At 46.3% G+C, this 25636-nt stretch carries 25 protein-coding genes; 8 read left to right on the forward strand and 17 right to left on the reverse strand.

All coding sequences use genetic code 11. The features are described 5' to 3' along the window. Positions 1-32: 32 nt before the first annotated feature. From V5G21_RS05260 to V5G21_RS05290, 7 genes are all read left to right on the forward strand, one after another. Positions 33-1127: a sensor histidine kinase gene (locus V5G21_RS05260; protein WP_338465306.1), complete on the forward strand. Its 1095-nt coding sequence runs from the start codon at positions 33-35 to the stop codon at positions 1125-1127. Between the two features lie 20 nt (positions 1128-1147). Next, positions 1148-1753, forward strand: a complete 606-nt coding sequence (locus tag V5G21_RS05265) for a response regulator transcription factor (protein ID WP_338465307.1) — start codon at positions 1148-1150, stop codon at positions 1751-1753. 3 nt (positions 1754-1756) lie between these two features. Continuing rightward, a complete protein-coding gene (locus tag V5G21_RS05270) occupies positions 1757-2410 on the forward strand; it encodes a hypothetical protein (protein WP_082369183.1) in 654 nt (217 codons plus the stop codon). Positions 2411-2609: 199 nt separating this feature from the next. Next, positions 2610-3443 (forward strand): PRD domain-containing protein, encoded by an 834-nt coding sequence (locus V5G21_RS05275; protein WP_338465308.1) that lies wholly within the window; start codon positions 2610-2612, stop codon positions 3441-3443. Positions 3444-3673: 230 nt separating this feature from the next. Then, on the forward strand, positions 3674-5134 hold the full coding sequence (gene nagE / locus V5G21_RS05280; RefSeq protein WP_035203060.1) for an N-acetylglucosamine-specific PTS transporter subunit IIBC: 1461 nt from the start codon (positions 3674-3676) through the stop codon (positions 5132-5134). Between the two features lie 225 nt (positions 5135-5359). Beyond that, positions 5360-6280: a S66 peptidase family protein gene (locus tag V5G21_RS05285; RefSeq protein ID WP_095238953.1), complete on the forward strand. Its 921-nt coding sequence runs from the start codon at positions 5360-5362 to the stop codon at positions 6278-6280. Positions 6281-6460: 180 nt separating this feature from the next. Continuing rightward, positions 6461-7024 carry a YdhK family protein gene (locus tag V5G21_RS05290; RefSeq protein ID WP_338465311.1) on the forward strand — a complete coding sequence of 188 codons (564 nt, stop codon included), beginning with the start codon at positions 6461-6463 and terminating at the stop codon, positions 7022-7024. Between the two features lie 140 nt (positions 7025-7164). Here V5G21_RS05290 and V5G21_RS05295 read toward each other — a convergent pair whose 3' ends face one another. From V5G21_RS05295 to V5G21_RS05340, 10 genes are all read right to left on the reverse strand, one after another. Then, positions 7165-7479, reverse strand: a complete 315-nt coding sequence (locus V5G21_RS05295; RefSeq protein ID WP_035203069.1) for a hypothetical protein — start codon at positions 7477-7479, stop codon at positions 7165-7167. Positions 7480-7909: 430 nt separating this feature from the next. Then, positions 7910-9532 carry a ribosomal protection-like ABC-F family protein gene (abc-f, locus tag V5G21_RS05300; protein ID WP_338465313.1) on the reverse strand — a complete coding sequence of 541 codons (1623 nt, stop codon included), beginning with the start codon at positions 9530-9532 and terminating at the stop codon, positions 7910-7912. Positions 9533-9991: 459 nt separating this feature from the next. After that, complete coding sequence (locus V5G21_RS05305) at positions 9992-11077, reverse strand: galactitol-1-phosphate 5-dehydrogenase (protein WP_338465314.1); 1086 nt, start codon at positions 11075-11077, stop codon at positions 9992-9994. A 21-nt stretch (positions 11078-11098) separates the two neighbouring features. Further along, positions 11099-11251, reverse strand: coding sequence for a hypothetical protein (locus V5G21_RS05310; RefSeq protein ID WP_011248182.1), 153 nt, complete (start codon positions 11249-11251; stop codon positions 11099-11101). 25 nt (positions 11252-11276) lie between these two features. Further along, positions 11277-12305: a zinc-binding dehydrogenase gene (locus V5G21_RS05315; RefSeq protein ID WP_338465316.1), complete on the reverse strand. Its 1029-nt coding sequence runs from the start codon at positions 12303-12305 to the stop codon at positions 11277-11279. Between the two features lie 26 nt (positions 12306-12331). Beyond that, positions 12332-13591, reverse strand: coding sequence for a galactitol-specific PTS transporter subunit IIC (locus tag V5G21_RS05320; protein ID WP_338465317.1), 1260 nt, complete (start codon positions 13589-13591; stop codon positions 12332-12334). Positions 13592-13626: 35 nt separating this feature from the next. Next, positions 13627-13911, reverse strand: coding sequence for a PTS sugar transporter subunit IIB (locus V5G21_RS05325; protein WP_035203081.1), 285 nt, complete (start codon positions 13909-13911; stop codon positions 13627-13629). Then, complete coding sequence (locus V5G21_RS05330; protein ID WP_095238959.1) at positions 13911-14402, reverse strand: PTS sugar transporter subunit IIA; 492 nt, start codon at positions 14400-14402, stop codon at positions 13911-13913. Before V5G21_RS05330 ends, V5G21_RS05325 begins: the two co-directional genes overlap by 1 nt. Before the next feature lie 12 nt (positions 14403-14414). After that, complete coding sequence (locus V5G21_RS05335; protein WP_095326423.1) at positions 14415-16475, reverse strand: BglG family transcription antiterminator; 2061 nt, start codon at positions 16473-16475, stop codon at positions 14415-14417. A 194-nt stretch (positions 16476-16669) separates the two neighbouring features. Then, on the reverse strand, positions 16670-18583 hold the full coding sequence (locus V5G21_RS05340) for a heavy metal translocating P-type ATPase (RefSeq protein WP_338465318.1): 1914 nt from the start codon (positions 18581-18583) through the stop codon (positions 16670-16672). A gap of 323 nt (positions 18584-18906) precedes the next feature. Between V5G21_RS05340 and V5G21_RS05345 the strand changes: the two genes are divergently transcribed. Further along, positions 18907-19947 (forward strand): hypothetical protein, encoded by a 1041-nt coding sequence (locus V5G21_RS05345; protein ID WP_338465319.1) that lies wholly within the window; start codon positions 18907-18909, stop codon positions 19945-19947. A 26-nt stretch (positions 19948-19973) separates the two neighbouring features. Here the strand turns inward: V5G21_RS05345 and hxlA are convergent, their stop codons facing one another. Genes hxlA through V5G21_RS05380 form a run of 7 tightly spaced genes read right to left on the reverse strand, consistent with a single transcriptional unit; the run spans position 19974 to position 25627 of the window. Then, entirely contained in the window at positions 19974-20600 is a 627-nt protein-coding gene (gene hxlA / locus V5G21_RS05350; RefSeq protein ID WP_011248190.1) for a 3-hexulose-6-phosphate synthase, read from the reverse strand. A 22-nt stretch (positions 20601-20622) separates the two neighbouring features. Next, entirely contained in the window at positions 20623-21573 is a 951-nt protein-coding gene (locus tag V5G21_RS05355; protein WP_338465320.1) for a sugar kinase, read from the reverse strand. After that, a complete protein-coding gene (gene rpiA, locus V5G21_RS05360; RefSeq protein WP_095236608.1) occupies positions 21566-22252 on the reverse strand; it encodes a ribose-5-phosphate isomerase RpiA in 687 nt (228 codons plus the stop codon). Before rpiA ends, V5G21_RS05355 begins: the two co-directional genes overlap by 8 nt. Before the next feature lie 15 nt (positions 22253-22267). After that, positions 22268-22819 (reverse strand): 6-phospho-3-hexuloisomerase, encoded by a 552-nt coding sequence (hxlB, locus tag V5G21_RS05365; protein WP_304527232.1) that lies wholly within the window; start codon positions 22817-22819, stop codon positions 22268-22270. A 12-nt stretch (positions 22820-22831) separates the two neighbouring features. After that, positions 22832-24115, reverse strand: coding sequence for a TRAP transporter large permease (locus V5G21_RS05370; protein WP_338465321.1), 1284 nt, complete (start codon positions 24113-24115; stop codon positions 22832-22834). Then, positions 24112-24606, reverse strand: coding sequence for a TRAP transporter small permease (locus tag V5G21_RS05375; protein WP_011248195.1), 495 nt, complete (start codon positions 24604-24606; stop codon positions 24112-24114). The genes V5G21_RS05370 and V5G21_RS05375 overlap by 4 nt, the downstream gene beginning before the upstream one ends. Positions 24607-24622: 16 nt before the next feature. Beyond that, positions 24623-25627, reverse strand: coding sequence for a TRAP transporter substrate-binding protein (locus V5G21_RS05380; protein WP_338465322.1), 1005 nt, complete (start codon positions 25625-25627; stop codon positions 24623-24625). Positions 25628-25636: the final 9 nt, after the last annotated feature.

The following is a 25636-nucleotide window of genomic DNA, read 5'->3' on the forward strand; positions in this document are numbered from 1 at the left end:
ATATAAGGGATTGCCTATAAAGGAGCCTCCCTATGATTCGACTTTATCCCCGGGAACAAATGAAAAGCTATCTTTTCGTTGATATTTTCGTGTTTACTTTTTTGTTTTTTAATTTGTTAACGTTAGAAAGCGAAGTGCCTTTGTTGCTACGCTTGTTTTGTTTTGCGGCTATTTTAGCTGCTTATTATGTAGCACTATGGTGGAAGGATTGGCGCTTTGTCGCTGCGAGCGCCGCCGGCATTTGTCTGTTCGCATTTGCCGCAATATTGATTGATCACAGCTTATTGATTTATCTTTTTCTTTTTAGCGATGTAAGTGGCAGAGTCCGTTTTTGGCCTTACTTATGCCTGTCGATGTTGTTCTTGGCGTCCAGTTATCTGGCTGTCTTTACGGTCACAACAGGCAAGCCTCTTTCGTTTTTGACGACTGTTTATGCGCCTTTTTTATTCTTACAACTCATTTTGCCAGTAACGATTCGCTATATGAAACGAGCCCACAGTCTCGAACGAGATCTCGCTAGTGCCCAATCGGAACTCGCTGCCTTTGCGAAAGAAGAAGAACGAAACCGGATTGCTAGAGATTTGCACGATACGCTAGGCCACACACTTGCCGTCATCAAATTTAAAAGCGAACTGGCGATTCGATTAGCAGACAGCCATCCCGTAGCAGCCAAACGGGAAATGGAGGATGTCCTTGATACAGCACGTTCCGCTGCCAAGCAAGTCCGCGAGGTGGTGTCTGGTTTAAAGCATATCGAAATCAAGCCTGAAATCGACCATGCGAAAACGTTGTTTAAAGGAACGTTCACCACCTTTTCGGTCCGCGGTGAAGAACAAATCCCTACACTTACGGAAGTGGTTGAAACCATGGTGGCGTTGTCGATTCGAGAAGCGCTTGTAAATTGTTATAAACATAGCCGCGCTGATAGAGTGGAATTGGCGTTTTCTCATACAGAGCGCGAGCTTGTTTGCCACATTCACGATGACGGAGTGGGAATCGGATCACCTGACATAAAAAAAGGCGACGGCATCGCCTCAATGAAAGAGCGCATGCGCCTCGTTGGCGGCACATGTCTATGGGAAAGCGGTAGCTCAGGCACAACGGTTACGTTGGCCGTGCCAACTTGACACGTAAAAGGAGAAGGAAAATGATTCAAATATTAATTGCTGAAGATCAAACGATTTTGCGCAATGCGCTTGAGTCACTGCTTAACTTAGAAAAAGACATTCATGTAGCCGGAGCCGTTTCTAGCGGCGCTTCAGTCCGCTCGTTTCCCGGCCTTGGGGAGCTAGATTTGCTTCTCATGGATATCGAAATGCCTGATGGGACAGGGCTCGAGACAGCGAAATACATGAAACAGCATGGATTCAGAGGGAAAATTGCGCTGTTGACGACCTTTTCGCGGCCAGGCTATATTGAACAAGCGATGAAACTTGGCGTGGACGGCTATTTGCTTAAAGATGACCCGATTGATCAATTGATTGTAGCGATCCGCCGCATTGTAGCTGGCGAACACGTCATCTCTCCGGCCCTTAGCAACATGTTGTTTCGTTTGCAGCCCAACCCATTAAATGACCGTGAACAAGAGATGCTCCGGCGAGTGCGCAATGGCGAAAACACAGAAACGATCGCCTCTGCCATGCACCTTTCCCTCGGAACAGTCCGCAACTATTTATCATCTGCGATGCAAAAACTTGAAACGACTAACCGCCACGACGCATTGCGGATCGCAGAAGAGAAAGGATGGATATAAGACATGCATGCAATGGAAGGAATTATCGAATTTGCCGCACCCCTTTTTATTGCGATGGAACTTGCTTCGCTCGTTTGCCTGCTTTTGTTTGGCGTGGTCCGTTACGGCCTTGATAAACGGAAGGCCAGCATGGTCTTTATTTTTTTGTTTATTGGCATTACTGCGTTGGAAGCCGGGCTTGGCTGGTTGTTGTACAAAGAAACTGGTGAATTATCAACATTGCAAATCATTATTACGGTCTTTGTCCTGTACGCTGTCACATTTGGCATCCAAGATTTTAAAAAGCTTGACCGTTGGATGAAACAAAAAATTGGCCGTTTGCGGGGCATTGATTTGCTTACAGACAAAGACCGGGAGCAAATCGCAAAACAAAAGGACCCCAGTTATCAAGCTCGGATGTACCGTCGTTCCTCCTTTGCCCATTTGCTGGTGTTTCTCATTGGGCAAACGGTGTTTTTTGCACTCGGTACGAGCAATTGGGACGACGCGCTTTCTTATGTACGCGATTTGTCTTGGCTAAGCAGCGAAGCTTACAATCCAGCTAACAGCCCTTATCCGAATGAAACGATCCACTCGATTTCGATGCTTTGGGGTGTCATTTTCTTGATCGACACGATTTATTCATGGTCCTATACAGTTTGGCCGAAACGTTCCTAGCTAGCCTATTCAGCGAACAGTACCCCGATAGTGGCGGCTGAAAGAAATGCCTTCCCTTTGCGCTCCGGCAAGCATCACTTCCACTTCTCGCTATTTACGGAAATGCTTTCATATACTATAATACGTACAAACAAGGTCGTACGTGTTACTGATCCGATCAGGCATCAGCTATGGCCGCTCTATGGCTAGGAGGCATCGCATGAACCTCATCAAATCGTTTAATAACAATATTGCTTTGGTGGAGGATGCTGCTGGCTTAGAATGGATTGTGATTGGAACAGGCGTCGGCTTTAACCGCAAAAAAGGCGATGCGATTGATGAAACATTGGTCACTAAAAAATATTCAGCTGAAAGCTCTAGCACTCACCCCTTTTCAGAGTTGATTGACAACATTCCCGTTGCCGTTTTCGAAGTGGCAGCGATGATGATCCGTAAAGCAGAAACAATTATTGGCGTCCAGTTAAGCGACCATTTGTTTTTGGCGCTGGCCGACCATCTCAATTACGCGATTCAGCGCACGTTAGATGGCATCGATTACCCCCATTCACATCCGTGGGAGCTTGACCGCCTTTACCCAAAAGAGCATAAGGCTGCAAAAGAAGCGGTTCGGATTGTCTTTGATGAATTAGATGTGCTATTGCCGAAAAGCGAAGAGTCGTTTTTAACGTACCATTTTGTGAATGCCCAAGGGCAACAACGGCATATGAAAGAAACGGTAAAAATGACAGAAGTGATCAACCGGATTGTCAAAATCATTGAGTTCGATTACGAGCTCCAGCTAAATGAAGAATCATTTGATTACTTGCGGCTGCTCACGCATTTACGGTACTTTGTTTTACGCCAGCTTCACCAAGAGAAAGTCGAATACAAACAATTTAACCCTGAATTAATTGAACTTATCCAAGGAACATACAAAAAAGCCTATCAATGTGCAACAAAAATTGGCCGTATCCTTCATAAGCAGTACGGCTGGGAACTCTCCTCCAATGAAGAGCTCTATTTAACGTTGCATATTTGGCGGTTGCTTTATTAAACGAACGTAATAGACAATTGGCGTGTTACTGGGAAAAACCAGGCATTATCCAAATGGCAGCATGTTTTATGCTGCTGTTTGGATTTTTTTATGGCGATCATTCCGTTCATGCTGGCAGAGGGCGTTAAGCCATTACGTTTCCATGTGCTACCTCCGCCATTCCTTATTGCCATCAGGATGTTGAAAAGACGGTTGCAACAAACACTACTTTAAAAAAGGATGGATCGTTGATGATGAATTACTTACAGCGCATTGGGCGCTCATTGATGTTGCCAGTTGCCGTGCTGCCTGCAGCTGCGATATTAATGGGAATCGGCTATTGGATGGACCCGAGCGGTTGGGGAGAAGGCAATCCGGTCGCTGCCTTTTTGATTGCAGCAGGCGAATCTCTTGTTAGCGGGCCGAGCATGGGCCTTTTGTTTGCAATCGGTGTGGCCCTAGGCATGGCAAAGGAGCGTGATGGATCAGCTGCACTAAGCGGGCTCGTTGCTTTCCTCGTTGTAACCCACTTGTTGTCTACCGATTCAGTTGCATTGCTGACAAGCACGGACCCAGAAAATGTAAATGCTGCGTTTGGTTCGATTCAGACGCAATTTATTGGGATTTTATCCGGTATTGTCGCTGCTATGATGTATAACCGTTTCAGCCATGTCCAACTTCCGGCCGCATTTGCTTTTTTCAGCGGAAAACGGCTCGTGCCGATTATGACGGCAGCTTTTATGTTGGTCATTTCCGCCGTTCTTTTTATCGTTTGGCCATTTGTTTACTCTGGCCTTGTCACATTTGGAACGTGGATTAGCAACTTGCACTATGTAGGCGCTGGTGTATATGGATTTTTTAACCGCCTTCTCATCCCAACTGGTCTTCACCATGCCTTAAATTCCGTCTTTTGGTTTGACGTTGCTGGCATCAATGACATTGCGAATTTCTGGTCTGGAAGCGGTGAAAAAGGCATTACAGGCATGTACCAAGCTGGCTTTTTTCCAGTTATGATGTTTGGTCTTCCAGCCGCAGCGCTAGCAATGTACCATACGGCGAAAACGAAACGCAAAAAACAAACAGCGTCGTTGCTACTCGCTGCAGGATTTGCTTCGTTTTTCACAGGTGTGACCGAGCCATTTGAATTCGCGTTTATGTTTGTAGCACCTGTTCTTTATGTAATCCACGCGGTGCTTACCGGCTTATCGTTGGCCATTGCCGCTTATTTTCAGTGGACAGCTGGATTCGGCTTTAGCGCCGGACTAATTGACTTTATTTTAAGCTCAAGGCTGCCGCTAGCGAACCAGCCATGGATGCTGCTTGTGCAAGGACTTGGCTTTGCTGTCGTTTATTACGCGCTATTCCGCTTTACGATTGTCAAATTTAACTTGATGACGCCTGGGCGTGAAGAGGAGAACGATGAAGAAAAAGTGCCAGAGGATACTGAAAACGCTCAAGACAAGAGCAAGTATACAGCGATGGCGGCCATGATCTATGATGGACTAGGCGGTGATCGTAATGTTGTCTCAATTGAGAACTGTGTCACCCGCTTACGTGTCGAAGTCAAAAATATGGCTCAAGTCGACCAAACAAAAATTAAACGCACCGGCATTCCTGGCATTAATGTCGTATCCAACCATAATATTCAAGTCATTATTGGCCCACATGTACAATTTGTCGCTGACGAAATCGAGAAAATCCGCACTCGTTAAAATCGACTCAGCCTAAATACAGAACATGTTGTGCTCAAAGGAAGTTGTTGAGCAACATTTGCAAAGCATACACGAGACAAATGAACGTGTGCGCTTGAGCCCTGCACTAATCAGTGTGCAGGGCTTTTGCTTATTGGAATGTAAATGGTCGTGATTTGCTGTTCTTTGTGCAGGCCTCCTCTACATATACATGCAAAAGCAAGGACGCCGCAAAGGAGGTATACTATGGCCCAAAAACCACCGCGTTTACAGCAAGGGGATGCAGTTGGGATCGTTGCTCTTGGTAGCCCCCGCTCTGCTGATGCGATAAATGCGAATGTTGCTTACTTAAGGGGGCTCGGCTTCCAGCCTGTGCTCGGCGAACATGTCTATGCCCGTACCGGATTTTTAGCTGGTCCGCCACAAGACCGCGCCAGTGATTTTATGACGATGATCGAAGACCCTTCGATTAAATGGATTTTGCCGACACGAGGCGGCGTAGGCGTTGCTGGCATTTTTCCATACCTTGATTTTGATACCATACGCGCCAATCCAAAAATCATTTCAGGCTATAGCGACATTACGATTTTATTAAACGTGCTTTACCAGGAAACAGACTTGATTGGCTTCCATAGTTTGCTTTTGCTTGATTTTCACAACGGCACGCCTGACTACAATTTCAACCAGTTCTTCTCGTCAACCATGATGCCATCAAGCCCACGCCTTCTAGAAAACCCACCTGGCTTCCCGCTTAACGGCCTCGTTAATGGAAGAGGAAGAGGCCCGCTTGTTGGTGGCAACCTCACCTCTTTTGTTGACAGCCTTGGCACGCCTTATGAAATTGATACAGCCGGAAAAGTCATTTTTTTAGAAGATACGCATGAACCAGTCAATACTGTCTACCGCTATTTGGCACACCTCGAAGCTGCTGGCAAATTCGCTGATTGCGAAGCGATTATTATGGGCACATGCACGAGCTGCCCGATCGCCTACAACACAAGCTATGACGAATTGATTTCCGGTTTTCTTGTGCCTTTAGGCAAACCACTTGTCACGAATCTTCAATCAGGACATGGTTACTACAAAGCCAGTGTGCCAATCGGAGCAGAAGTAGAAGTAGACGGAACAAACGGGCGGATTACGATTTTGGAAAATACCGTGAGTTAAACTATCCCCATTTCAACAAATGGTTTGAAGGAAGCTTATGCCTCAAAATGGGGCGAGCTTCTTTTTCCACTTTCTCTACTTCCGCCTCTATCTAAAACAGGATCTCTCTGAAAAAAGGGTGTTTTTTACATACCCCACTAGGGTATAATATGAAAAGAGAATGGAAAAGGAGGCATTTTGATGAGGAAACGATTACTAATAACAAGTACTGCACTGGCCGTTAGTTTGGCAGGTTGCGGTGCTGGTTCGGACAACCCAGAGCCTGAACAACCAGCTCATGAAGAGACAGGCGACCACAACAGCGAGCACCACCATGGGGATCATTCAAGTTCTGGTGAAGTACCTAAAGGCTTAAAGGAAGCAGACAATCCTTCCTATCCAGTCGGGAGCAAAGCAACGATGGAAGCCAACCATATGCCAGGAATGAAAGGAACGGAAGCGACCATTGTCGGCGCCTATACAACAACGGCTTATGCTGTATCGTATACGCCAACGACGGGGGAAGCTCCTGTCGAAAACCATAAATGGGTCATACACGAAGAGGTGGAAGGTTATGAAGATGAGGCTTATGCCCCTGGCGATACTGTCGTGCTAAACGCAGATCATATGGAAGGGATGGCTGGAGCCGAGGCAGTCATTGATTCGAGTGAACAGACAACGGTTTATATGGTTGATTTTGAGGCAGATGGCGAAACAGTTCAAAACCATAAATGGGTAACAGAAGACGAATTGCGGTCGCCGTAATCGTCTAACGAACCACAACCATAGCCTAATTGCTGCTTGGCAAGGGCTATGGTTGCTCAAGACTTGGAAGCCAGCCCCCTTAATGAGGGGAATCGACTCTTCCTTCCTACGATGTACGAATGAATCGTGTAGAACGTAGCTTATCTCCTTTTTGGTGGAAAGGCGCCATTCGTAATCTTTTTAAGTACTTTTTCTAGGAAAAACATGCAAACAAACAATACAATAATGAGCAACCCAAAGCGAGCAGCTAGCTTTAGCAGCTCATTGGCAATCGGCTCCGTTACTGGCTGCACCACATAATAGAGCGCAGCCACAATGATAGCGACCGCAGCGCCATACGCAACGAAAACACCGGCAGTTTGCCCAATTGAAAGCTGTTTGAACGTTTCTTTGTTTTTCTGATAGGCATACCACAAAACGGCGATCAATACGAGCAGAAGCACAAAAGAATACATCGGTTGTCCCGCCTTACAGTTAAAATAAGTACACCGCGAGTAGCGAACATCGTGGGCACTTATCACGTATTGTAGCATAGTTTTTGCCGCCCGCCAGCCGTAAAACATCCGCTAGACTCCTCTTGGCTGAAGCTAACTAACGAGCGAACATTCAGCTGTTCAAAATGAACAGCTGAAACGGCGATGAAAAACCACTACATTTCGGTTGAAGAGCAACCTCTCTACATATAATGAAAAGCCGTAGAATCCACTTATTCAATCATTGATCTTCCTTAGCACCCTATCAACGTTTTAATTTGAAGTTAGACTGGTCCTTTTCTACATAAAACCGGGCAAACCGTTCATTGGTTCACCCAGTTTCGATCTTTCCTGTATTTTAGTTTAAATGTCTTATTCTGTTTTTAGCGGTTTTGAGTGAACTTGTGATTCCTCACTGCAAAAGCCGCCTTTTTTCAGCAAGCAACTGCTGAAAGGTTTGGTCCAGTTCCTGCTTTTCGTGTTCATCGACTGCTGTCGAAAGGCGGCCGAGCGTTTCCGACAGCTTCAGTTCAACTGCCAATAGCGCTGCTTTCACCTCTTCAGCACCGTCTCGTTTATGCTCTTTTCCATCTTGCGCTACCATTTTTACGGTCGGTTCCTCGTCAGCGAAGGAAAGGATATGGGTCGCGAGATCGTCAATCAGTGCTCGTTCATGGGTAACAAAACAAATGGTCCCAGGGTAGGCCTTCAGCACTTCTAACAGTGAGTCCTTTGTCGCGATATCCAAGTAGTTCGTTGGTTCATCAAGGACAAGGACATTGCAATTTGAAAGGAAGACTTTGGCAAGGGAAGCCCTTACTCGCTCACCGCCGCTCAACACAGCCGCTTTCTTATCGACTTCGTCCCTGGAAAATGCCAACCTTGACAAGACTGTGCGGATAAACGTTTGTGTATACGGGCTGTCTTCGATCATATTTTCTAAAACGGTTTTTCCTTCGTGCAAGTTTTCTTGCTGCTGTTGAAAAAATCCGACCTTAGCTGGGGCTGCTACATGCAAGCCGCCGCTGCGGTCAACAATTTGCCGGGCAAGCGTTGTTTTTCCCGATCCGTTCGGTCCAATAATCGCCAACCTAGCCCCTGTCGGCACTTCTCCATGAACGTTTGCTTTTAGAATGTTGGCGCCGATTTGTACAGGGCAGCCTTGGAATTGGACCGCTCGTTTGCTATGAAGAGTAGGAAATTGGGCCATATCAAAACGAATTGGCTCAACCTCCTTCGGCTTTTCTTTCACTTCAAGCTGCTCGATTCTCGTCCGCATTGCTTCAGCAGCGCGGTTTAGCTTTGCTTTCTGAACACCTGAACTCCGTTTATGCAACCGTGCTTCTGAATTGCCCATCCTGCTCGGTGCTTTCTTAATTTTCGCAGACTTTGCTTGGATCTGTTTGGCTGCCTGCTCCAGCCTGTTCTTTTCTTGGACATATGCTTCGTATTCTTTGTGTGCTTTTTGCTTGTTGGCCTGTTTTTGCTTAAGATAATGATCGTAATTTCCCTCATATACAGTGAGGCAGCCATCTTCCAGTTCCCAAATGGTCGTACACACTTTATTAACCAATACTTTATCATGGGAAGTTAACAGCACTGCACCATTAAAAGCCGTTAACTCCTTCTCCAGTTGTTCGATTCCGTCTATATCCAAATGGCTCGTTGGCTCATCGGCAATAAAAATATGCGGATCGGATGCTAAAGCAGCGGCAATTTTTTTGCGTGTTTGTTCCCCGCCACTCATTGTTTGGACGCTTCCATCTGGGACATGCCATTTGCTGGCCAACTCTCCTGCCACTGCCTCATTTTCGTTTTCTAGCTGGGGCACATAAGCGACTGAGCCATACGTTTCCACAGTCGCCAAATCAGCCTTTCCCTCGCCGGCCAGTATGCGCAAAAGCGTCGACTTGCCTGCGCCATTGTTTCCGACAAGCCCGACACGGTCGCCTTTATAAAGATAGAGCCCCTTAATATTCAACAGTTCCCGTGCACCAACGCTTTTCTTAATCTCTTTTGCTTTCATTAACAACATAAAAAAACCCCCTCTATATGCTAGAGAGAGTCCGTCCGCAGGAATGTGCGCATACGTCGACCTACTTTTGCCTATACGGGCAGAAAAAATCGCAGTATACGTGCACCTCTATCAAAAAAGCAGACGAATCCCATCTCTAAACATAATTAATCGCCATATTCATGGAGCGGACATAAACGCTCGTTCAATGGATGTTTAATTACTGTTTGTAGATAGAATTACTGCTTCATTGGCTGAGGTACCTTTTCCTTTCTTCGTATTTGACGTTATCATGTCATATGAAAGCCAATCTGTCAACTGCCCACATGAAAATAAGAAAAAAATTGTTAACAGGCATAAGAGCCAGGGCTTAACTCCAACGCCATTACATTCGTTCATCATCAAAACTGTTTATCTCTAAAAATTCGCCTTTATTTCCTGGGAAATCGAACCGTCTTGACATACTTTGGCGAACAAACGCTATTTCAGATGAGTGATGGCTCGTTCTTTTTGCCCTGTTTTCCCTGGATAAAGCAACGTTTTTATATACCCTGGGGAACCGCTGGCCATTTCCTTAAAAACAAATGGCCCATCGGATAAAGGCAACCGGTGTGTAATGAGTGGCTTTACTTGCAATGCTCCTGTTTGCAAAGAATGAATCGCCGTTTTCCATTCTTTGCCCGGAAATGGGGCGGACAACCCATTCCAAGAACCATGGATACGCAATTCGTTCCGTACAATTTTTTCAAAGTAAAAACGCTCGATTGTCACGTCCCCGTATGGAATCCCAAGAAAAACAACTTCTCCGCCTTTCTTCGGCAATGCTAATGCTTGGGCAGAAGTAACCGGAGTCCCCGCTGCTTCAATCGCCACATCTACCCCTTCTCCAGCAGTGAAATCGTGAATTTGTTCATGCACTGGGCCATCAAGTGGATTCACTCGCTGGTCGGCGCCAAGTTCTTTAGCCACTTTTAATTTTTGTTCATCGATATCAATTGCGTATACATATCTGGCACCAAACAATTTTGCCCATTGAATGGCAAGCAAGCCGATGCTTCCGCAGCCGATAATGGCCACATCTGCTCCTGGTTCAATCGCCGTCTTGTAAAAACCGTGTGCCACAACAGCAGCCGGCTCAATGAACGCTGCCGTATCAGCATCAATTTCATTCGGCAATGGGAGGACATTTTCAGCAGGCAACTTCACATATTCTGCAAACGCCCCTGGCTGGACAGCTCCGATAACGGTTAGCGACGGGCACCGTGAATAAGCCCCTTGCCGACATTGGGTGCAGTCGCCGCATGGGAGAGCAGGGCATACGGCGACTCGCATTCCCTCCTTTAAATGGCTGACATTGCTGCCTACTTCCTCAATCGTACCTGAACATTCATGGCCAAACGTCGTCCCGGGAATATAAGGCCCTAGTTTTTTATAACGGGATAAGTCTGATCCGCAAATCCCTGCCGTTTCTACACGGACGATGACTTCATTGTCATTCATGATCGTTGGCTTTGGCGATTGCTCAAAACGGATGTCGCCAGCACCATATAAATTTAAAGCCTCCACTCGCTTTCCTCCTAAATCGCTTTACTCGTTATGCTGTGGCTTTTTTCTATGACGGATGATGTTAGCGAACGCTACAGCCACAATAAGCGTATTAAAGATGAGTTGGTGTTCAAAGTAAAAGCGCCCCAGTCCTCTAAGCGGTCCAAGCATAAAATCTAGCAAATGTTCAACCATTCTGTCCCTCCGTTGCAGTTCTGCTTTACTCTGGTTTTAAAAGCACTTTTATCGCTTCTCCGCTTTTTATCGCTTGATAAGCTTCCTCCCATTGATGAAGCTCGTATTCATGGGTGACCAGATCACGAGCGTTGACATTGCCTGTTTTTAATAGCATCAGAGAAGGTTCCCAATCAGCTGGCTTCTGACTTCTGCTGCCAATGACGTGTATTTCTTTCTGAATAATTGTTTCGAGGTCAAAGGGAATTTCTGATGCAGCAAAAATGCCGACTTGGCTATACTGCCCCTTTTTCCGCAATAACTTTAGCCCTTGATTGGCTGCTTTTACGGCGCCTGAACATTCAAGCACCACATCGGCTCCGTAGCCGTTTGTCAGTTCATTTACGACTTCGCCGACATCCGTTTCTTCGCCATTGACAACATAATCAATCCCAAGGGCACGCGCCTTCTCAAGGCGAACCTTGTCATGATTGAGGCCGGTTATCATGACTTTTGCACCTTTGCTTTTCGCGGCTTGGGCAGCGAGCAAGCCAATCGGACCAGGACCAATGACAACACACAAATCGCCTGCGTTGATTGTTGTTTTCGCTAGCGCATGGTGCGTGCAGGCTAACGGTTCTGTCATCGCTGCTGAACGAAAATCAACATTGTCTGGCAAAAGATGCAAACTCTCTTCCCGGGCAAGTACATACTCAGCGAACCCGCCATCTTGCTGGGTACCAAGCCCTTTGCGCTCGCTGCAAAGGTTGTAGTCTTTCGTTTGGCAATAGGGACATTGCCCACAAATGGAGAAAGTGGTTTCAGAGGTGACCCGATCCCCTACTTTAAAAGACTGAACGCCAGGCCCGACTTCAACAATTTCTCCTGCAAATTCATGGCCAAGTGTTACCGGGAAGGCCACTTTATAATGGCCTTCATACGTATGGATATCGGACCCACAAATGCCCGCATATTTGACTTTAATTTTGACTTGCTTTTCCCCTGGAGCAGGTTCGGGCTTGTTTTGGAGTTCAACATGTCCAAATCCAGGTGCTGTTTTCACTAATGCTTTCAATTCTAGCCCTCCTACTTTTCGTAAAATTAATTGAATATACCGAATAAACGAATGATTATCCAGTTAATCAGGTTGCCTCCTTGGTCAATGCTTGATATTTGTGCCGAATCTTCCGGCATTGTAAAGTTCCCTTCCATTGCCATTTGCGTAAATAATGGGGCAACATCTGTGGCCAGATAAAGCGAAATCGCAATCATAATCGTTCCTACGATGACTGAATGGACGATATTGCCCCGTGCAGCGCCAACAATAAACGCAACAATAAACGGAATTGTAGCCAAATCGCCAAAAGGCAAAAGCGCATTGCCAGGAAGAATGATTGCTAAAGCGACTGTAATGGGCACTAAAATAAGAGCAGTTGAAATAACAGACGGATGCCCGAGTGCGACGGCTGCGTCAAGACCGATATAAATTTCCCGGTCGCCAAAACGTTTATTCAGCCATTCGCGGGCCGATTCCGATATCGGCAAGAGCCCTTCCATTAAAATTTTAACCATTCGCGGCATTAGCACCATTACTGCAGCCATAGCAATGCCAATATCAATCACATCGCCAATGCCATAGCCAGCAAGCAAGCCAATGGCAGCACCGAGAACTAAGCCTATGAACATCGATTCTCCTAAAATGCCAAACCGTTTTTCAATTGTCGCTGGGTCAGCGTTCCATTTATTGACGCCTGGGAGCTTTTGCAGCCCTTTTACTAAAAAGATGCCTGGTGCATAGGAAATCGTGCTACCTGTGGCAATGGAGACCCCAGGCAAGTCATAAAATTCGCTCACCATCGGCGCCGTCCAATCGGCAATCTTTAAACAGATAACTTGAAAAATCACGGCTGCCAGCAAAGACAAAAACAAATTGGACGTTGCCACATATACCATGGCTGCTGTAAACGTATAGTGCCAGAAATTCCATATATCGACGTTCATTGTCTTTGTCGTTTTTGTCACAAGCATAAGCACATTGACCAAAAGACCTAACGGAATAATAAAAGCAGCCACCATGGAAGCCCAAGCAATCGATGAAGATGCCGGCCAGCCTACATCAATGACATTCAGTTCCACACCTAGCCGGTCAACCATCCCTTGTGCAGCCGGCCCTAGATTGTTGACGAGCAAGTCGACGACTAGAAAAATGCCGACGAAGGCAATGCCAATCGTTAATCCAGACCGAAACGCTTTACCTGGTTTTTGCCCAAACAACAACCCTAATAAAAAGATAGCAACGGGCAAAATAACGGTCGCGCCTAAATCTAAGAACCCTTGAATAAAGTTGACAAACCCATCCATGACGTTCCTCCTCTTTTGAAAACACTCAGTTTCGCTTAAGCTTTAAGCGCTTCTAAAATTTCTTTTTTTGTTTGCTCCGTGCCGATGCCTGTTAAAAAAGAGCGGGCATTGATCACAGGGAAAGGAAAATCTGCTTGCGTCATCGCTGTTGTTACTAGCAAGTCAGCAGTATCCTTATGGCTGCCTACTTCCGAAATCTTGATCTGCACTAAGTTGACCTTTAAGCCGTTCTCTTTTGCCATTTCTTCAATCGCGCTATTTACCACTGTCGATGTCGCAATTCCTGCACCACAAGCAACTAGAACTTTTTTTGTTTTCATCAACATCTTCCTCCTTTAGCTTCTGTTCCTAAATGATCAAGAACGACCGTTTTGATTTCTCGTTTCGATGTTGCATACGCTAATTGTGTCATTGCTTTGTTGTTTTGAAATAACTTCATCAGTTGCTGCAAAATCGTTAACTGGGAATGGGCTTCTTCCATTGCCAACATAAAGACAAGTTTCACGGCTACTCTTTCTGAAGCCGTTCCGCCCATTACGCCAAATTCTACAGGTTCGTTTAACTGGGCAATGCTAATCGTCTTTTGGCGCACATGTTCAATATCCGTATGGGGAATGGCTACTGCCATCCCATCCATCGGCAAACCTGTGGGAAACTCATGCTCTCTCGCTATCACCGCGCCGGTGAAACTTTTGTTTACAAATCCGTGGGCGACGAGGTTGTCCGACATGAGCTGTAGAACCTCTTCTTTATGTTTCGCATGCACATTGATTAAAATGGTACTCTCATCGACTAGCATGGTGACCTCCATTTGCTTATTCTCCTAATCCTTTGAATAAAAAGATACGAGCTCCATTATTTCTGTCTCTGTTTTTGCTGCGATCAGCCGCTCTCGCGCTTCTTTTGAACCAGCAAGCTTAATCAACTGCCTTAATGCTCGGATATGTTGGTGCTTATCAATGGCTGCAATCACAACCATGACATGAACCCACTCACCGTCTGAAAAAAGAACTGGTTTTCGCAAATGCAGTAAGCTCATCCCTGCCTCAATTGCGCCTTCCTCAGGGGAAGCATGGGGAATGGCGATGTGGGGGCCAATAATGATGTATGGGTCCCGTTCTTTATTTGACATTAGCGCCTCCACATATCTCTGTTCAATTTTCCCTTGATCGAGCAAAGGTTGGGCAGCTAAAGACAACGCCTCTTCCCATGAAGGGGCTTCAGGGGCAAACGTGATCGAATCTGGTTTGATGAACGATTGGAGATTCTGCTTTTCCTCTGCCTTGCCATCAGGCATTCGCTCTTCACGATTAGGAAAGAAATATTGCTGCAATTGTTTTTGCAGCCCGCTTTCATCTGTAATCAAGGCATGGTTTCGGACAATCTCAATCACTGCGTTGACATTGAACTCAACAGGTGCATAGCCGTAAACGTCCTCCATTACTTGGCGCCGTAGTCTTGCCCTGTCTTCTTTCCTTAACAATGAGCTAGTCATATAAAGCCTTTTGTTTGTTTCAAGAGGCGTTTGCGAGAACACCAGATCAAACGCCAAATCACACGTTTGGAATTCACGAACCGATAAAGAATCCAAAAATACAAACTCAGGAAAAAGCTCGCTTAACTCCTTTAACATAAAGCCAGACACCGAAACACCTTGCGGACAGACAACGATCGCTTTTATTTTTTTATTAATGCTCTCCCCTTGCCTCATCATCCAGGAGCCGATTAACATCGTCACATACATTTTCTCTGCCTCTGGCATCCGCTTCCCTAATTGCCGTTCCAACGGCCCAAGGCTACGCTTGACTAGATGGTGCAATTCCTTATATTCGTCAGGCAGGATTGGTTTGGCGGCTTCGACGGCTGTCAACTCATATTTCATGCGGTAGTACGCGGGCTTAATATGCTGAATCAACTTTTTCAACAGCAAGTCCCGTTCCTGCAAATAAATACAGGCGCTCTTTTCAAATAGCCTTAACACATCGGCCAATGCTGGCATTAAATCAGGCAGCTCCTCTTCCGCATTTACCCATTCAGTCCAATAACGGCTTGTCGTCAGCAAGTAAAGCGTTATAAATAGCCGCTCCTGCTTTGGCACGACTTTTAGATGGCGGAAAATTTCCTCTGTAGCCTGGTACTCTTTCGTATCTGAGAGTTCATCGTATTCGATTGGAAACGGCGGCAACACATGTCCGATGCTAATTCGCTTTAAAACGAGCGTTAAAATATAAGGCATTGCCATCAGTTTTTCATCTGTAAATTGGATGCCTAGCTTCTGTTCGACTTTTTCAATGCAGGCATGGACTTCGCTGATTTCATGTTTTCCAATGTCTGTACCGATTTCAAGTTGCCGTCTGCCTGTCTGTGTTTGCACGACCACTTCCGTTAAGTGAATCAGCAATTTGCGGATTTGCAGTTCTTTGCCTTCCAACAAGTAACCGTATTTCCGCGAATAGCGAACCACCAATTGGAATGGCGTTACAAACTCCTGCACTTTTTTCAAGTCATTTAAAATGGTGTTTTTGCTGTAACCTAACTGGGAATGAAAATGGAGCAGTGACAGCTCTTCCTTTTTTGCTAACAGCATTAATAAAATAAAGTGGACGCGCTGCTCCTCGGTTAAAAACCCTTGTCCATCTGAAAGCAGGCAATCTTGTTTCCCCGTAATCTTTGAAAAAACGGATTGATCAACAATAAAATGGCCTTGCCTTGTCCGCTCGATTTCAGGGATATGCTCCCTTTGCAGCCACTCATTGATTTTTTCAATCGCGTAGCTGATCTGCCTGCGGGTAAGTCCGTATTTCTTGGCGATCGTTGCGCTTGTGACTCGGCGATTGCTTGCGATTTCATTGAGTATTTGCTGGCTTCGACCATTAAGTGTCAATGCAGCCCCTCCTTTCAACGTCCATTCTATCATCGTTGCAACCTAAAAAGTATGCGCTTTCATCACAACTTTACGGGCACAAATTGTGCAACGTTTGGATGCGTACATCGTCATCACAAAAGCCGGTTCTCTATGCGAACCGGCTTTTCCCTCCCAATACGACCCCTTCTTTTCAGCTTAAAACTCAGCCGCCTTTACCCGTTTAGCAAACGAAGCCCATTTAAAATAACTAAAATCGTACTTCCTTCGTGGCCGATGACACCGAGTGGCAAATCCAACACTTGCATAAAGTTGGAAAGCACGAGCAAAAGGACAACGGCAATCGAAAAAACAATGTTTTGCTTCACAATACGGTTCATTTTTTTTGACCGTTTGATGGCGTCAGCGATGTTGGGCAATTCATTCTTCATTAAGACCATATCAGCTGTTTCTAACGCTACATCGCTGCCGCCGCCCATCGCGACTCCTAAATCAGCCGCTGCTAAAGCAGGGGCATCGTTAATGCCGTCCCCTACCATAGCAACAGTTCCTATTTCTTGACGTATACGTTTAATTTCCTCCGCTTTCTTGTCTGGCATACAACGGGACACATAACGGTCCACCCCGCTTTGTTCTGCAATTGCCTGCGCCGTTTCCTCTCCATCACCTGTCAACATCACAAGTTGAATTCCCTGTTTTTGTAATGCTTTCATGGCAGCAAGCGTTTCTGGGCGGATTTCATCCCTGAGCGCCAGCACACCGACAATGCCGTTAGTGTCTTGAATGAACACAACCGTTTTTCCTTCAGCCGCTAGCTTCTTCGCTACGCCATTTTGAAAATGTTCTGCTTCCTGTTCGCCTACAAATGCAGCCTGGCCTACCCGCCATTCTCCATCATCAAATCGGCCTTTCACGCCAACTCCAGGCGTATCTTGCACTTGGATAGGATTTAACAGCCTCGTACTGCCCTTTTCCTTCGCATAAGCAACAATTGCTTCTGCCAACGGGTGGGTAGAATGGTGCTCGATTGAAACCGCATGAAGGAGGACATCATCTTTATTAGCGCCTTCTCGTAAAATAAAATCACATACTTCTGGTTTCCCTTTTGTCAACGTTCCTGTTTTATCAAATGCAATTGCTTTGATTTTGCCGGCATGCTCCACATGGACACCGCCTTTAAACAAAATGCCCCGTTTCGCATTAGCCGAAATCGCCGATAAAACCGCTGGCATAATAGAAGCGACGAGCGCACAAGGCGAGGCAACCACAAGCAAAATCATTGCTCGATACCATGCATTCAGCCAAGTCCAGTCAAATAGCAAGGGTGGCAACAGCGCCACAAGCGCCACTGCGATTAACACCACTTTCACATAGAGGCCTTCAAAGCGCTCAATAAATAGTTGCGAAGGCGATTTTTCTTCTTTCGCCGTCTGTACCATGCGAATAATTTTTTGAACCATTGTTTCTTCCATCGGTTTGGTTATCATTACGACCACCGAGCCTTGCACATTCAATGTTCCAGCAAACACCTCTTGCCCGACTGCTTTCGTAACAGGGATTGCTTCCCCTGTAATAGCCGCTTCATTTAAAGCAGTCATTCCTTCTATGATGTTTCCGTCCGCTGGTACACGTTCCCCTGGCCGAATTAAAATCGAATCGCCAATTCGCAACTTCGCGGCTGGCACAATCGTTTCTTGGCCGCTTTCAAGCAGGACAGCTTCCTCTGGCTGCAATTTCATCAACGCCGAAATTTCTTTATGGCTTTTGTCCATTGTATATGTCTCTAGAGCACCGCTTAAAGCAAAAATAAAAATCAAGATCGCTCCTTCTGCCCAGTAACCGATTATAGCTGCGCCAACCGCTGCGAATACCATCAACATTTCCACGTTCAATTGTTTGTGTTTAAACGTCTCTTCCATGCCTTCCCTTGCCTTTGCATAACCGCCGATCATAAAAGCGCCGCAATATACAGGAATAGCAGCAGCGGCCAGACCGTAGCTCTCAAGGAGCCAGCCAACAACAATCAGCACACCTGATACAAGTGCTGCAAGTAGTTCAGCATGGTCCTTCCATTTCCCAAACCGGTTCCTCCGGTTGTTGATCACAAGTCTCTCTGTAGTGGCAGCCATTGTAATCCCCTCTCTTTTCAATTATTTTAACTAATTGAGAATTAATATCGTTTTCTCTATTTCATTTAAGTCCTTAAAAACAGCTTTATATTCGTTACAAACTAAGTATAGCATATAATTATAAAGATTTTCTTATGATAATAATTATCATTAAGATGTTATTCTATTTTAAAAATAAAGGGAGGCAAATGAAGAGGCATATAGAATGTGTGACTGTCGCAAACAACAACTTACATGCCGCCGGGGAGAGTATGTTTTAACTCTCATAGAGGAAAAAATGACTTTCTCGCGAAGCCTAGCAGTCAGAAAGGGAGGAATGCTTGATGAAGGTATGGAAAGCCAAGGAAATTGCTCATGAATGGGTATGGACGTATGCCGAGGGAAAAAAGTGGTTCAAAGGAGCTTATTTTAGTGGTTCCGCCGCTGAACAGGCAGATAATTCGTACTTGGCGCCTCACTCAGATTTAGACATCATGGTCGTCACGTCTTTTGAGGAGCCTCCTTTAAAAATCGGCAAATTTCGCTATAAAGGCGTTTTACTAGAAGTTTCTTTTATTCCTGAAAAGGCGCTGTCATCGGTTGAAGCCGTTTTGTCACACTACCATATCGCCCATGCCTTTCAGAACGACACGATTATTGTTGACCAAGAAGGGTTTCTCAAGCCTTTGCAAAAGGAAGTCGCACGCCACTTTTGCCAAGAACAATGGGTCAAGCGCCGCCTTGCCGATGTCCGTTCAAAATCGGAGAGAGGGCTAGAACAACTTCACGTTGAAAAACCGTTTCACGAGCTTGTCATGAACTGGCTTTTCCCGACTGGTGTCGTCGCCCATCTTTTTCTTGTCGCCGCCTTACGCAACCCTACTGTACGGCTTCGTTACTTAGCGGCAAAAGATGTGCTCACGTCTTACCAACTGGAGGACGTATATGAGTATTTGCTTCACCAATTAGGTTGCCAACACATGGATGCCAAACAGGCCAAGCGCCATTTAACGGCACTGGCCCATACGTTTGACATGACGGTAAAGCTGAAAAAAACAGCTTTCTTTTTTAGCTCTGACATTTCACTAGAAGCACGCCCACTGGCAGTAGATGGCACAGAAAAACTGATTGACGAAGGCCACCACCGTGAGGCCATTTTTTGGATCATTGCCACGTTTGCCCGCTGCCATCTGATATTAGCTGCAGATTGCCCAACTAGCCATCAAGCAGAACTCGGCTATTTTCAAGAAGCGTTAGCTGATATCGGCATTGCAAATCATGCTGATTTGTTAAACAAAGCCGCCTACACTCGTTCAACAATGGGAACGATGTGTAAAGCGGCTCTTAACATCCTAGAAAGAAATCCAGCTATTGTGTGCACGTAACGCCAATCCAATCGTCAAGAAGAACGTTACCCCGATGACGCTATTCGTTTTTTGATGTGCATCGCCGCTTCCTTTGGCTTTTCGGCTTTAGTGACCCCGCTGCCGACAATGATGACGTCTGGCCGGTATGGGAGAATCACTGGCAACGATTCAACGGTAACACCACCGGCAATAGCCGTTTTTAGTCCAGTTCCTTCGACTAACTGAAACAGCCCTTGTCCAAGCTGTTTATGCTGCTGTTCGTCCTTGCCGAGATGAAGCCCGACAAATGAAACGCCTTGTTCTTTCAATGCCTTCACTTGCTCGGTTTTGTCAACGCCTAGGAGGTCAACCATCATTTCTTTGCCTTCTTGGCTGGCTACTGAAAGCGTCTCCGCAATGGTGGCAGCTGGAGCGAATGCCATGACCGTTGCGATATCGGCGCCTGCTGCAAACGCTTGTCGTGCCTCGTGTTTCCCGGCATCGCAAATTTTCATGTCAGCAAGCAACGTGTGGCGGGGGAACGCTTTGCGCATTTGCCTTACGATTTCCATGCCGTATTCTTTGATAACGCCAGTGCCTATTTCAATTATATCAATAGCGTCACTTGTATCTTCTACTAGCGCAAAACACGTTTCCCAATCAAGGCGGTCGAGCGCAAGCTGCAACTTCATGTCGATTCCCCTTTCCTCCATACTAGCGTTCAATTCGTTCAAGCTCGCCGAGCTGCGCTTGCACTTCTTCTAAATAAGGCAAGCCTTCGTTGTCCCCGACAATGCTGACGACCATCGAACCTATTGTGTTAGCAAATGCCAGCATCCGTTCAAGAGGCCAACCTTGGAGATACCCATACAACAGTCCAGCATCAAAGCCGTCTCCAGCGCCAACTGTGTCGACGACTTTTGCCGCCTGCACTGGTGCTGCCTCGACGACTTTGCCTTGATAACTGCCGACCGAGCCATTCTCTCCTCGTTTAATTGCTACTAAGTCTATCCCAAGCTTCGTCGTTTCAGCGATAATCTCAGCTGGGTCGCTTGTTCCGAGAATAATCTCCATCTCTTCATCGCCTGTGAGGAGAATGTCAACTTCTTGCAAAAGCGGGTACAGAGCAAGTCGCGCTTCCTCTTTGCTCCAAAGGCGCAGGCGAATATTGGGGTCAAACGCAACTTTTACGCCATTTTCTTTGGCAAGCTTGATTGCTTGCTTTGTCACTGCCATATTGCCAGTGGCAACTGCTGGGTAAATCCCTGTTAAATGGAGAATTTTCGCTTGTTGGAAATAGCTCGGGTTTAAATCCTCAGGCTTTAATGTCTCTGTTGGCGACGGATTGCGATAATAAAGAGTGCGTCCCGCTCCGTTTGCCATGATTTCTTTAAAGTTAAGCGATGTGGCATAGCCGTCGACTAATTTCGTTTCGCTGACGTCTACCCCTTCGCCTCGGGCAAATGTTTGAATATGCTGGCCAAATTCATCTTTCCCAAGCCGGCTAATCCAGCCTGTTTTTAAGCCTAGTCGTGAACAGCCAATTGCCACATTTAATTCAGCTCCGCCGACACGGCGCTCGAACGAGTGGACAAATTTTAGTGGCCCAGTCGCATTTGGGCTAAAAGAGATCATTGCATCTCCTAGTGTAATGACATCAAACATTGAATTCGTCTCCTTTTGTTATATGATGGATACCGTTTTTGCTTGCTACAATGGCTTCGCAAGCCATGTCCAAAAATAGGCCTGTTTCTACGACGCCGACAAGTTTTTTCACCTTTTCATGCAAGCTATAAGGATCGCGAATGTTGCCAAAATCACAGTCAAGTATCCAATTATGGTTATCTGAAACAAATGGGCTTTGGCCCGTTTGCCGCAAACTCGCTACACCGCCTAGCGCTTCAATCCGCAGGGCTGTTGTTTCCCACCCAAATGGAATGATCTCGACTGGTAGTTTGAAAGCGCCCAACTCCTCTACAAGCTTGCTTTCATCGGCAAGTACGACGAGACGCTTCGCTGCTGCCGCTACCAGTTTTTCTCGTAAAAGCGACCCGCCGCCCCCTTTTAATAACATAAGGCCAGGGGCAATTTCATCAGCTCCGTCAAAAGCGACCTCTAGCTTTTCCTTTGTTGGAAAATCGATGATGTGTATGCCACATGCTTTAGCAAGTGCTTCCGTTTTCCGTGAGGCCGCCACAGCTTGTATGTTCAGCCCTTCTTTTGCTTTTTCTCCTAACACACGGACAAATTCAAACACCGTTGAACCTGAACCTAGCCCGATCTTCATGCCATCTTTCACATACTCTGCTGCAGCTTCCGCCGCCATTCTTTTCAGCTGATCCAAATAAGACGCTCCCTCCTATTCCAAATTGGCGTGACGCGCTTTCATTTCTGCCTGTTTTTCTTTTGTCAGCTTAACAACAATGGCATCTAATAACAGATGGATGCTTTGGTCAAATTGGTTACCTAAAGGCTGAATCGTTTTTGGTTCGTCGGGCTTTCGCTGTTTTGTTGCTGCCGGTACAAACAAACATGTTTCGCAAAGATCGCCGAATTCTGTTTCCCGGTTTGCAGTTACAAGCATCACCTTGGCGCCAGCTTGCTTTGCTTTTTTTATAACCTGCCTAGCTGCGACTCCTGAGGCCGAGCCAGAAACGAGAAGCAGGACATCGCCTTCACCAATGCTTGGTGTAATCGTTTCGCCGACGACGTACACCTCGTAGCCTCCATGCATTAAACGCATAGCAATTGCTTTGCCCATTAGGCCAGACCGGCCGTCGCCGCTAATAAAGATGCGCCGTGCGTGTTTAAACCCTTGGGCAATCGCCGCCAGCTCTTCTTCCTTTGTGCAGGAAATAACCGTACTTATTTCCTCTACGCATGCTTGGGCCGTCTCTTTAAATGAGTCCATTTGTTCTTCCTCCTAGTATTCATTTAAAAAACTTGGCAGCCATAACGCCACAGCCGGCACAAACGCAACAATTAAAATCGCCACAAGGATGACCGCTACATAAGGCAATAAAGCAACTACTGAACGGCTAACAGACAATTTCGCTATTGAACTTGCCAACAGCATACATAGGCCATAAGGCGGCGTAATCATGCCAACGGCCAAGCACATCACGATGACAATCCCAAAATGAATCGGATCGATGCCAAGTGTTTGTGACGCTGGAAGGACGATTGGCACAAACAAAATCATTGCTGGAATGGCATCTAAAAACATGCCGACAAAGAGAAACAATAAAATGACCGCAAGCAAGAACAGGCTGGCACTTGAAAATGTCGAATCAAAAAATCCGGCAATCGCATCAGGTACACGGTAGTAGCTAAATAACCGCCCAAGAGCGCTTGCTGTCGCCAACGCAAACAGCGTAAGAGAACTTAGACGGATCGTATCAAATATAATTTCCGGCATGTCCTTCCATTTAATGGTTTTGTAGACGAACATCGCTAAAATGAGCGCATACAAGCAGGCAATAATGGCCGCTTCTGTCGGCGTAACAAACCCACCGACGATTCCCCCTAAAATAATCAAAGGCGTCAATAAAGGCGGCACGCACTTTAGAAATTGCCGGCCAATTTCAGCCAGTTTAACACGCTCATGGCGGGGATAGTTTTGCCTATGAGAAACGAAGGCAACAAGAGCCATCATCGCCACGCCCATTAAAAGGCCAGGAATAATGCCGCCGATAAACATTTGCCCGACAGAAACACTTGTCACACTGCCATACACGACCATTGGGATGCTTGGCGGAATCAGCAAGCCCATTGTGGAAGATGCCGCTGTTGTACCGACGGCGGTTGACTTGCTATAGCCTTCCTTCATCATGCTTGGAATCAAAATTTTTCCGATGCCAGCTGTGTCTGCCTGTGCAGAACCAGAGATGCCGCCAAAAAACATCGACACCACAATATTAGCTTGAGCGAGACCGCCGCGAATGTGGCCGACCATTGAAACCGCCAATTGGATTAAACGCTCTGAAATTTGCCCTTGGTTCATAATGTTTGCCGCTAAAATAAAGAGAGGCACTGCCAGTAGAATAAACGATTCCACACCAGCAAACATCGTCTGTACAACAATTTGCAACGGCATGACATCGAGAAGCCAGATGCCTACAAAAGCGACAATCCCAAGCGTAAACGCAATGGGTACCCCTAAAAACAAGAGCACAATAAACAACAGCACTAAAAAGAGGCCGATCATGCCGCATCACTTTCCTTTTTTAAAGAATGGGCGCCAATGTCTTCCACAGCATTGCCAATGGCAAAGGCCAACATCGCAAATCCAGATACAGGAAGGACAAGCCACAAGTATCCTTGCTGTAGCTCCGGCAGCGTGTTTACTGTCCACTCCCAAAACAAGTGCGTCAGCTTAGAGCCGTAAACGACCATAGCAGCACCGAAAGCACCAATCAACACGTGGCTGACCAATTTGGTTAAAAGCAACGGCAAGCCGGCAAGTTTTTCATACAAATAATCAATTTTAAAATGTTCTTGATGGCGGACCATGACAGCAGCACCTAAAAATACCGTCCAAATAAATGCATATGTAGCAATTTCCGCTGCCCATAAAATCGTGATCCCCGGTACGTAACGCGATAGCAGCTGTAAAAATATGCACACGACAAAGCCGACAAAGAACACCGCCGCAGCACGCATCAGCACCCATTCTAGACTATTTAAAAACGCCTTCATGATTTGCGCCCTCCTTCTAATCCGCCAAGGAGCGGATTCTTTCATAAAGTTCGGTCGCGCCTAATTGCGCTGCTGCTTTCTCTCTTACTTCTTCTGTCTGTTCAATCAATGGGTCGGTGTCGATTTCCTGGACAATTGCCCCCTCCTCCTCCAGCCGCTCAAGGGACTGTTTTGCCAGTTCCTTATCTGCGTGGCGGGCAGCAACAGTCGCTTCCTCTGCCGCTTCATAGATCGCCTGTTGCTCTTCTTTAGAGAAGCGCTCCATTACAATGTCCGATGTTAAAAAGAAACGTGTCGTATAATCATGGTTCGTTAACGTCAAGTAAGGCGTCACTTCATGATGGCTCGATTGATAAATATTTGTAAAATCATTTTCCGAGGCATCGACAACCCGGTTTTGCAATGCTTGGTACATCTCATCCCAGGCCACACTTGTCGGCAGTGCCCCTAATGCTGTCCAACTATCCTGGATTGCAGGCGAGTCTTGCGTTCGAATGCTAACATTGCGCAAATCGTCTATATGAGCAAGTGGTGCTGGCCCATAGTATTGTCGTACTCCCGCTGTCCAATAGCCGAGCACTTGCAAGTTTGTGTCCCTTTCAATCAACTCGCTCATTTCTACGCCAATCTCGCCGTCAACAACGCGCTCCCAATGTTCATAGCTCGTGAACAAATACGGCAGCGAAAATAAGTCGACTTCACGCAATACTTGTGTCATAAACCCAGGCGAAATTACAGCCATATCAACCCCGCCTGTGGCAATGCTTTGCAACAGCATATCCTCATTGCCGCCTAGCGAGCCATTCGTATGAAGTTCTGCAGTCACAGCGCCTCCCGTCTTTTCCTCAACTGCTTCTTTAAACGCTTGAAAACCGACTGCGTATGGGCTATTCGCATCTAGTTGCGTCGCCAATATTAGCTTTTTCGGATCACCTGGATCGTTGTCCGCCGTCTCTTTTACGGCTCCACAGCCACTAAGCAATAAGGTGGCTGTCGCCAACAAAAACAGCTGTTTTCTCACAAATGCCCA

The organism is Shouchella rhizosphaerae, from assembly GCF_036700015.1.
GTDB classification, from domain to species: Bacteria; Bacillota; Bacilli; order Bacillales; family Bacillaceae_D; genus Shouchella; species Shouchella rhizosphaerae.

Coding starts and splice junctions, on each gene's coding strand:
- V5G21_RS05270 (WP_082369183.1), top strand. CDS start 1,757: ATGCATGCAATGGAAGGAATTATCGAATTTGCCGCACCCCTTTTTATT.
- V5G21_RS05340 (WP_338465318.1), bottom strand. CDS start 18,583: ATGGCTGCCACTACAGAGAGACTTGTGATCAACAACCGGAGGAACCGG.
- V5G21_RS05375 (WP_011248195.1), bottom strand. CDS start 24,606: ATGAAGGCGTTTTTAAATAGTCTAGAATGGGTGCTGATGCGTGCTGCG.
- V5G21_RS05275 (WP_338465308.1), top strand. CDS start 2,610: ATGAACCTCATCAAATCGTTTAATAACAATATTGCTTTGGTGGAGGAT.
- hxlB (WP_304527232.1), bottom strand. CDS start 22,819: ATGGACTCATTTAAAGAGACGGCCCAAGCATGCGTAGAGGAAATAAGT.
- V5G21_RS05265 (WP_338465307.1), top strand. CDS start 1,148: ATGATTCAAATATTAATTGCTGAAGATCAAACGATTTTGCGCAATGCG.
- V5G21_RS05345 (WP_338465319.1), top strand. CDS start 18,907: ATGAAGGTATGGAAAGCCAAGGAAATTGCTCATGAATGGGTATGGACG.
- V5G21_RS05370 (WP_338465321.1), bottom strand. CDS start 24,115: ATGATCGGCCTCTTTTTAGTGCTGTTGTTTATTGTGCTCTTGTTTTTA.
- hxlA (WP_011248190.1), bottom strand. CDS start 20,600: ATGAAGTTGCAGCTTGCGCTCGACCGCCTTGATTGGGAAACGTGTTTT.
- nagE (WP_035203060.1), top strand. CDS start 3,674: ATGATGAATTACTTACAGCGCATTGGGCGCTCATTGATGTTGCCAGTT.
- V5G21_RS05295 (WP_035203069.1), bottom strand. CDS start 7,479: ATGTATTCTTTTGTGCTTCTGCTCGTATTGATCGCCGTTTTGTGGTAT.
- V5G21_RS05320 (WP_338465317.1), bottom strand. CDS start 13,591: ATGGATGGGTTTGTCAACTTTATTCAAGGGTTCTTAGATTTAGGCGCG.
- abc-f (WP_338465313.1), bottom strand. CDS start 9,532: ATGTTGTTAATGAAAGCAAAAGAGATTAAGAAAAGCGTTGGTGCACGG.
- V5G21_RS05285 (WP_095238953.1), top strand. CDS start 5,360: ATGGCCCAAAAACCACCGCGTTTACAGCAAGGGGATGCAGTTGGGATC.
- V5G21_RS05330 (WP_095238959.1), bottom strand. CDS start 14,402: ATGGAGGTCACCATGCTAGTCGATGAGAGTACCATTTTAATCAATGTG.
- V5G21_RS05260 (WP_338465306.1), top strand. CDS start 33: ATGATTCGACTTTATCCCCGGGAACAAATGAAAAGCTATCTTTTCGTT.
- V5G21_RS05325 (WP_035203081.1), bottom strand. CDS start 13,911: ATGAAAACAAAAAAAGTTCTAGTTGCTTGTGGTGCAGGAATTGCGACA.
- V5G21_RS05310 (WP_011248182.1), bottom strand. CDS start 11,251: ATGGTTGAACATTTGCTAGATTTTATGCTTGGACCGCTTAGAGGACTG.
- V5G21_RS05290 (WP_338465311.1), top strand. CDS start 6,461: ATGAGGAAACGATTACTAATAACAAGTACTGCACTGGCCGTTAGTTTG.
- V5G21_RS05355 (WP_338465320.1), bottom strand. CDS start 21,573: ATGTTTGATGTCATTACACTAGGAGATGCAATGATCTCTTTTAGCCCA.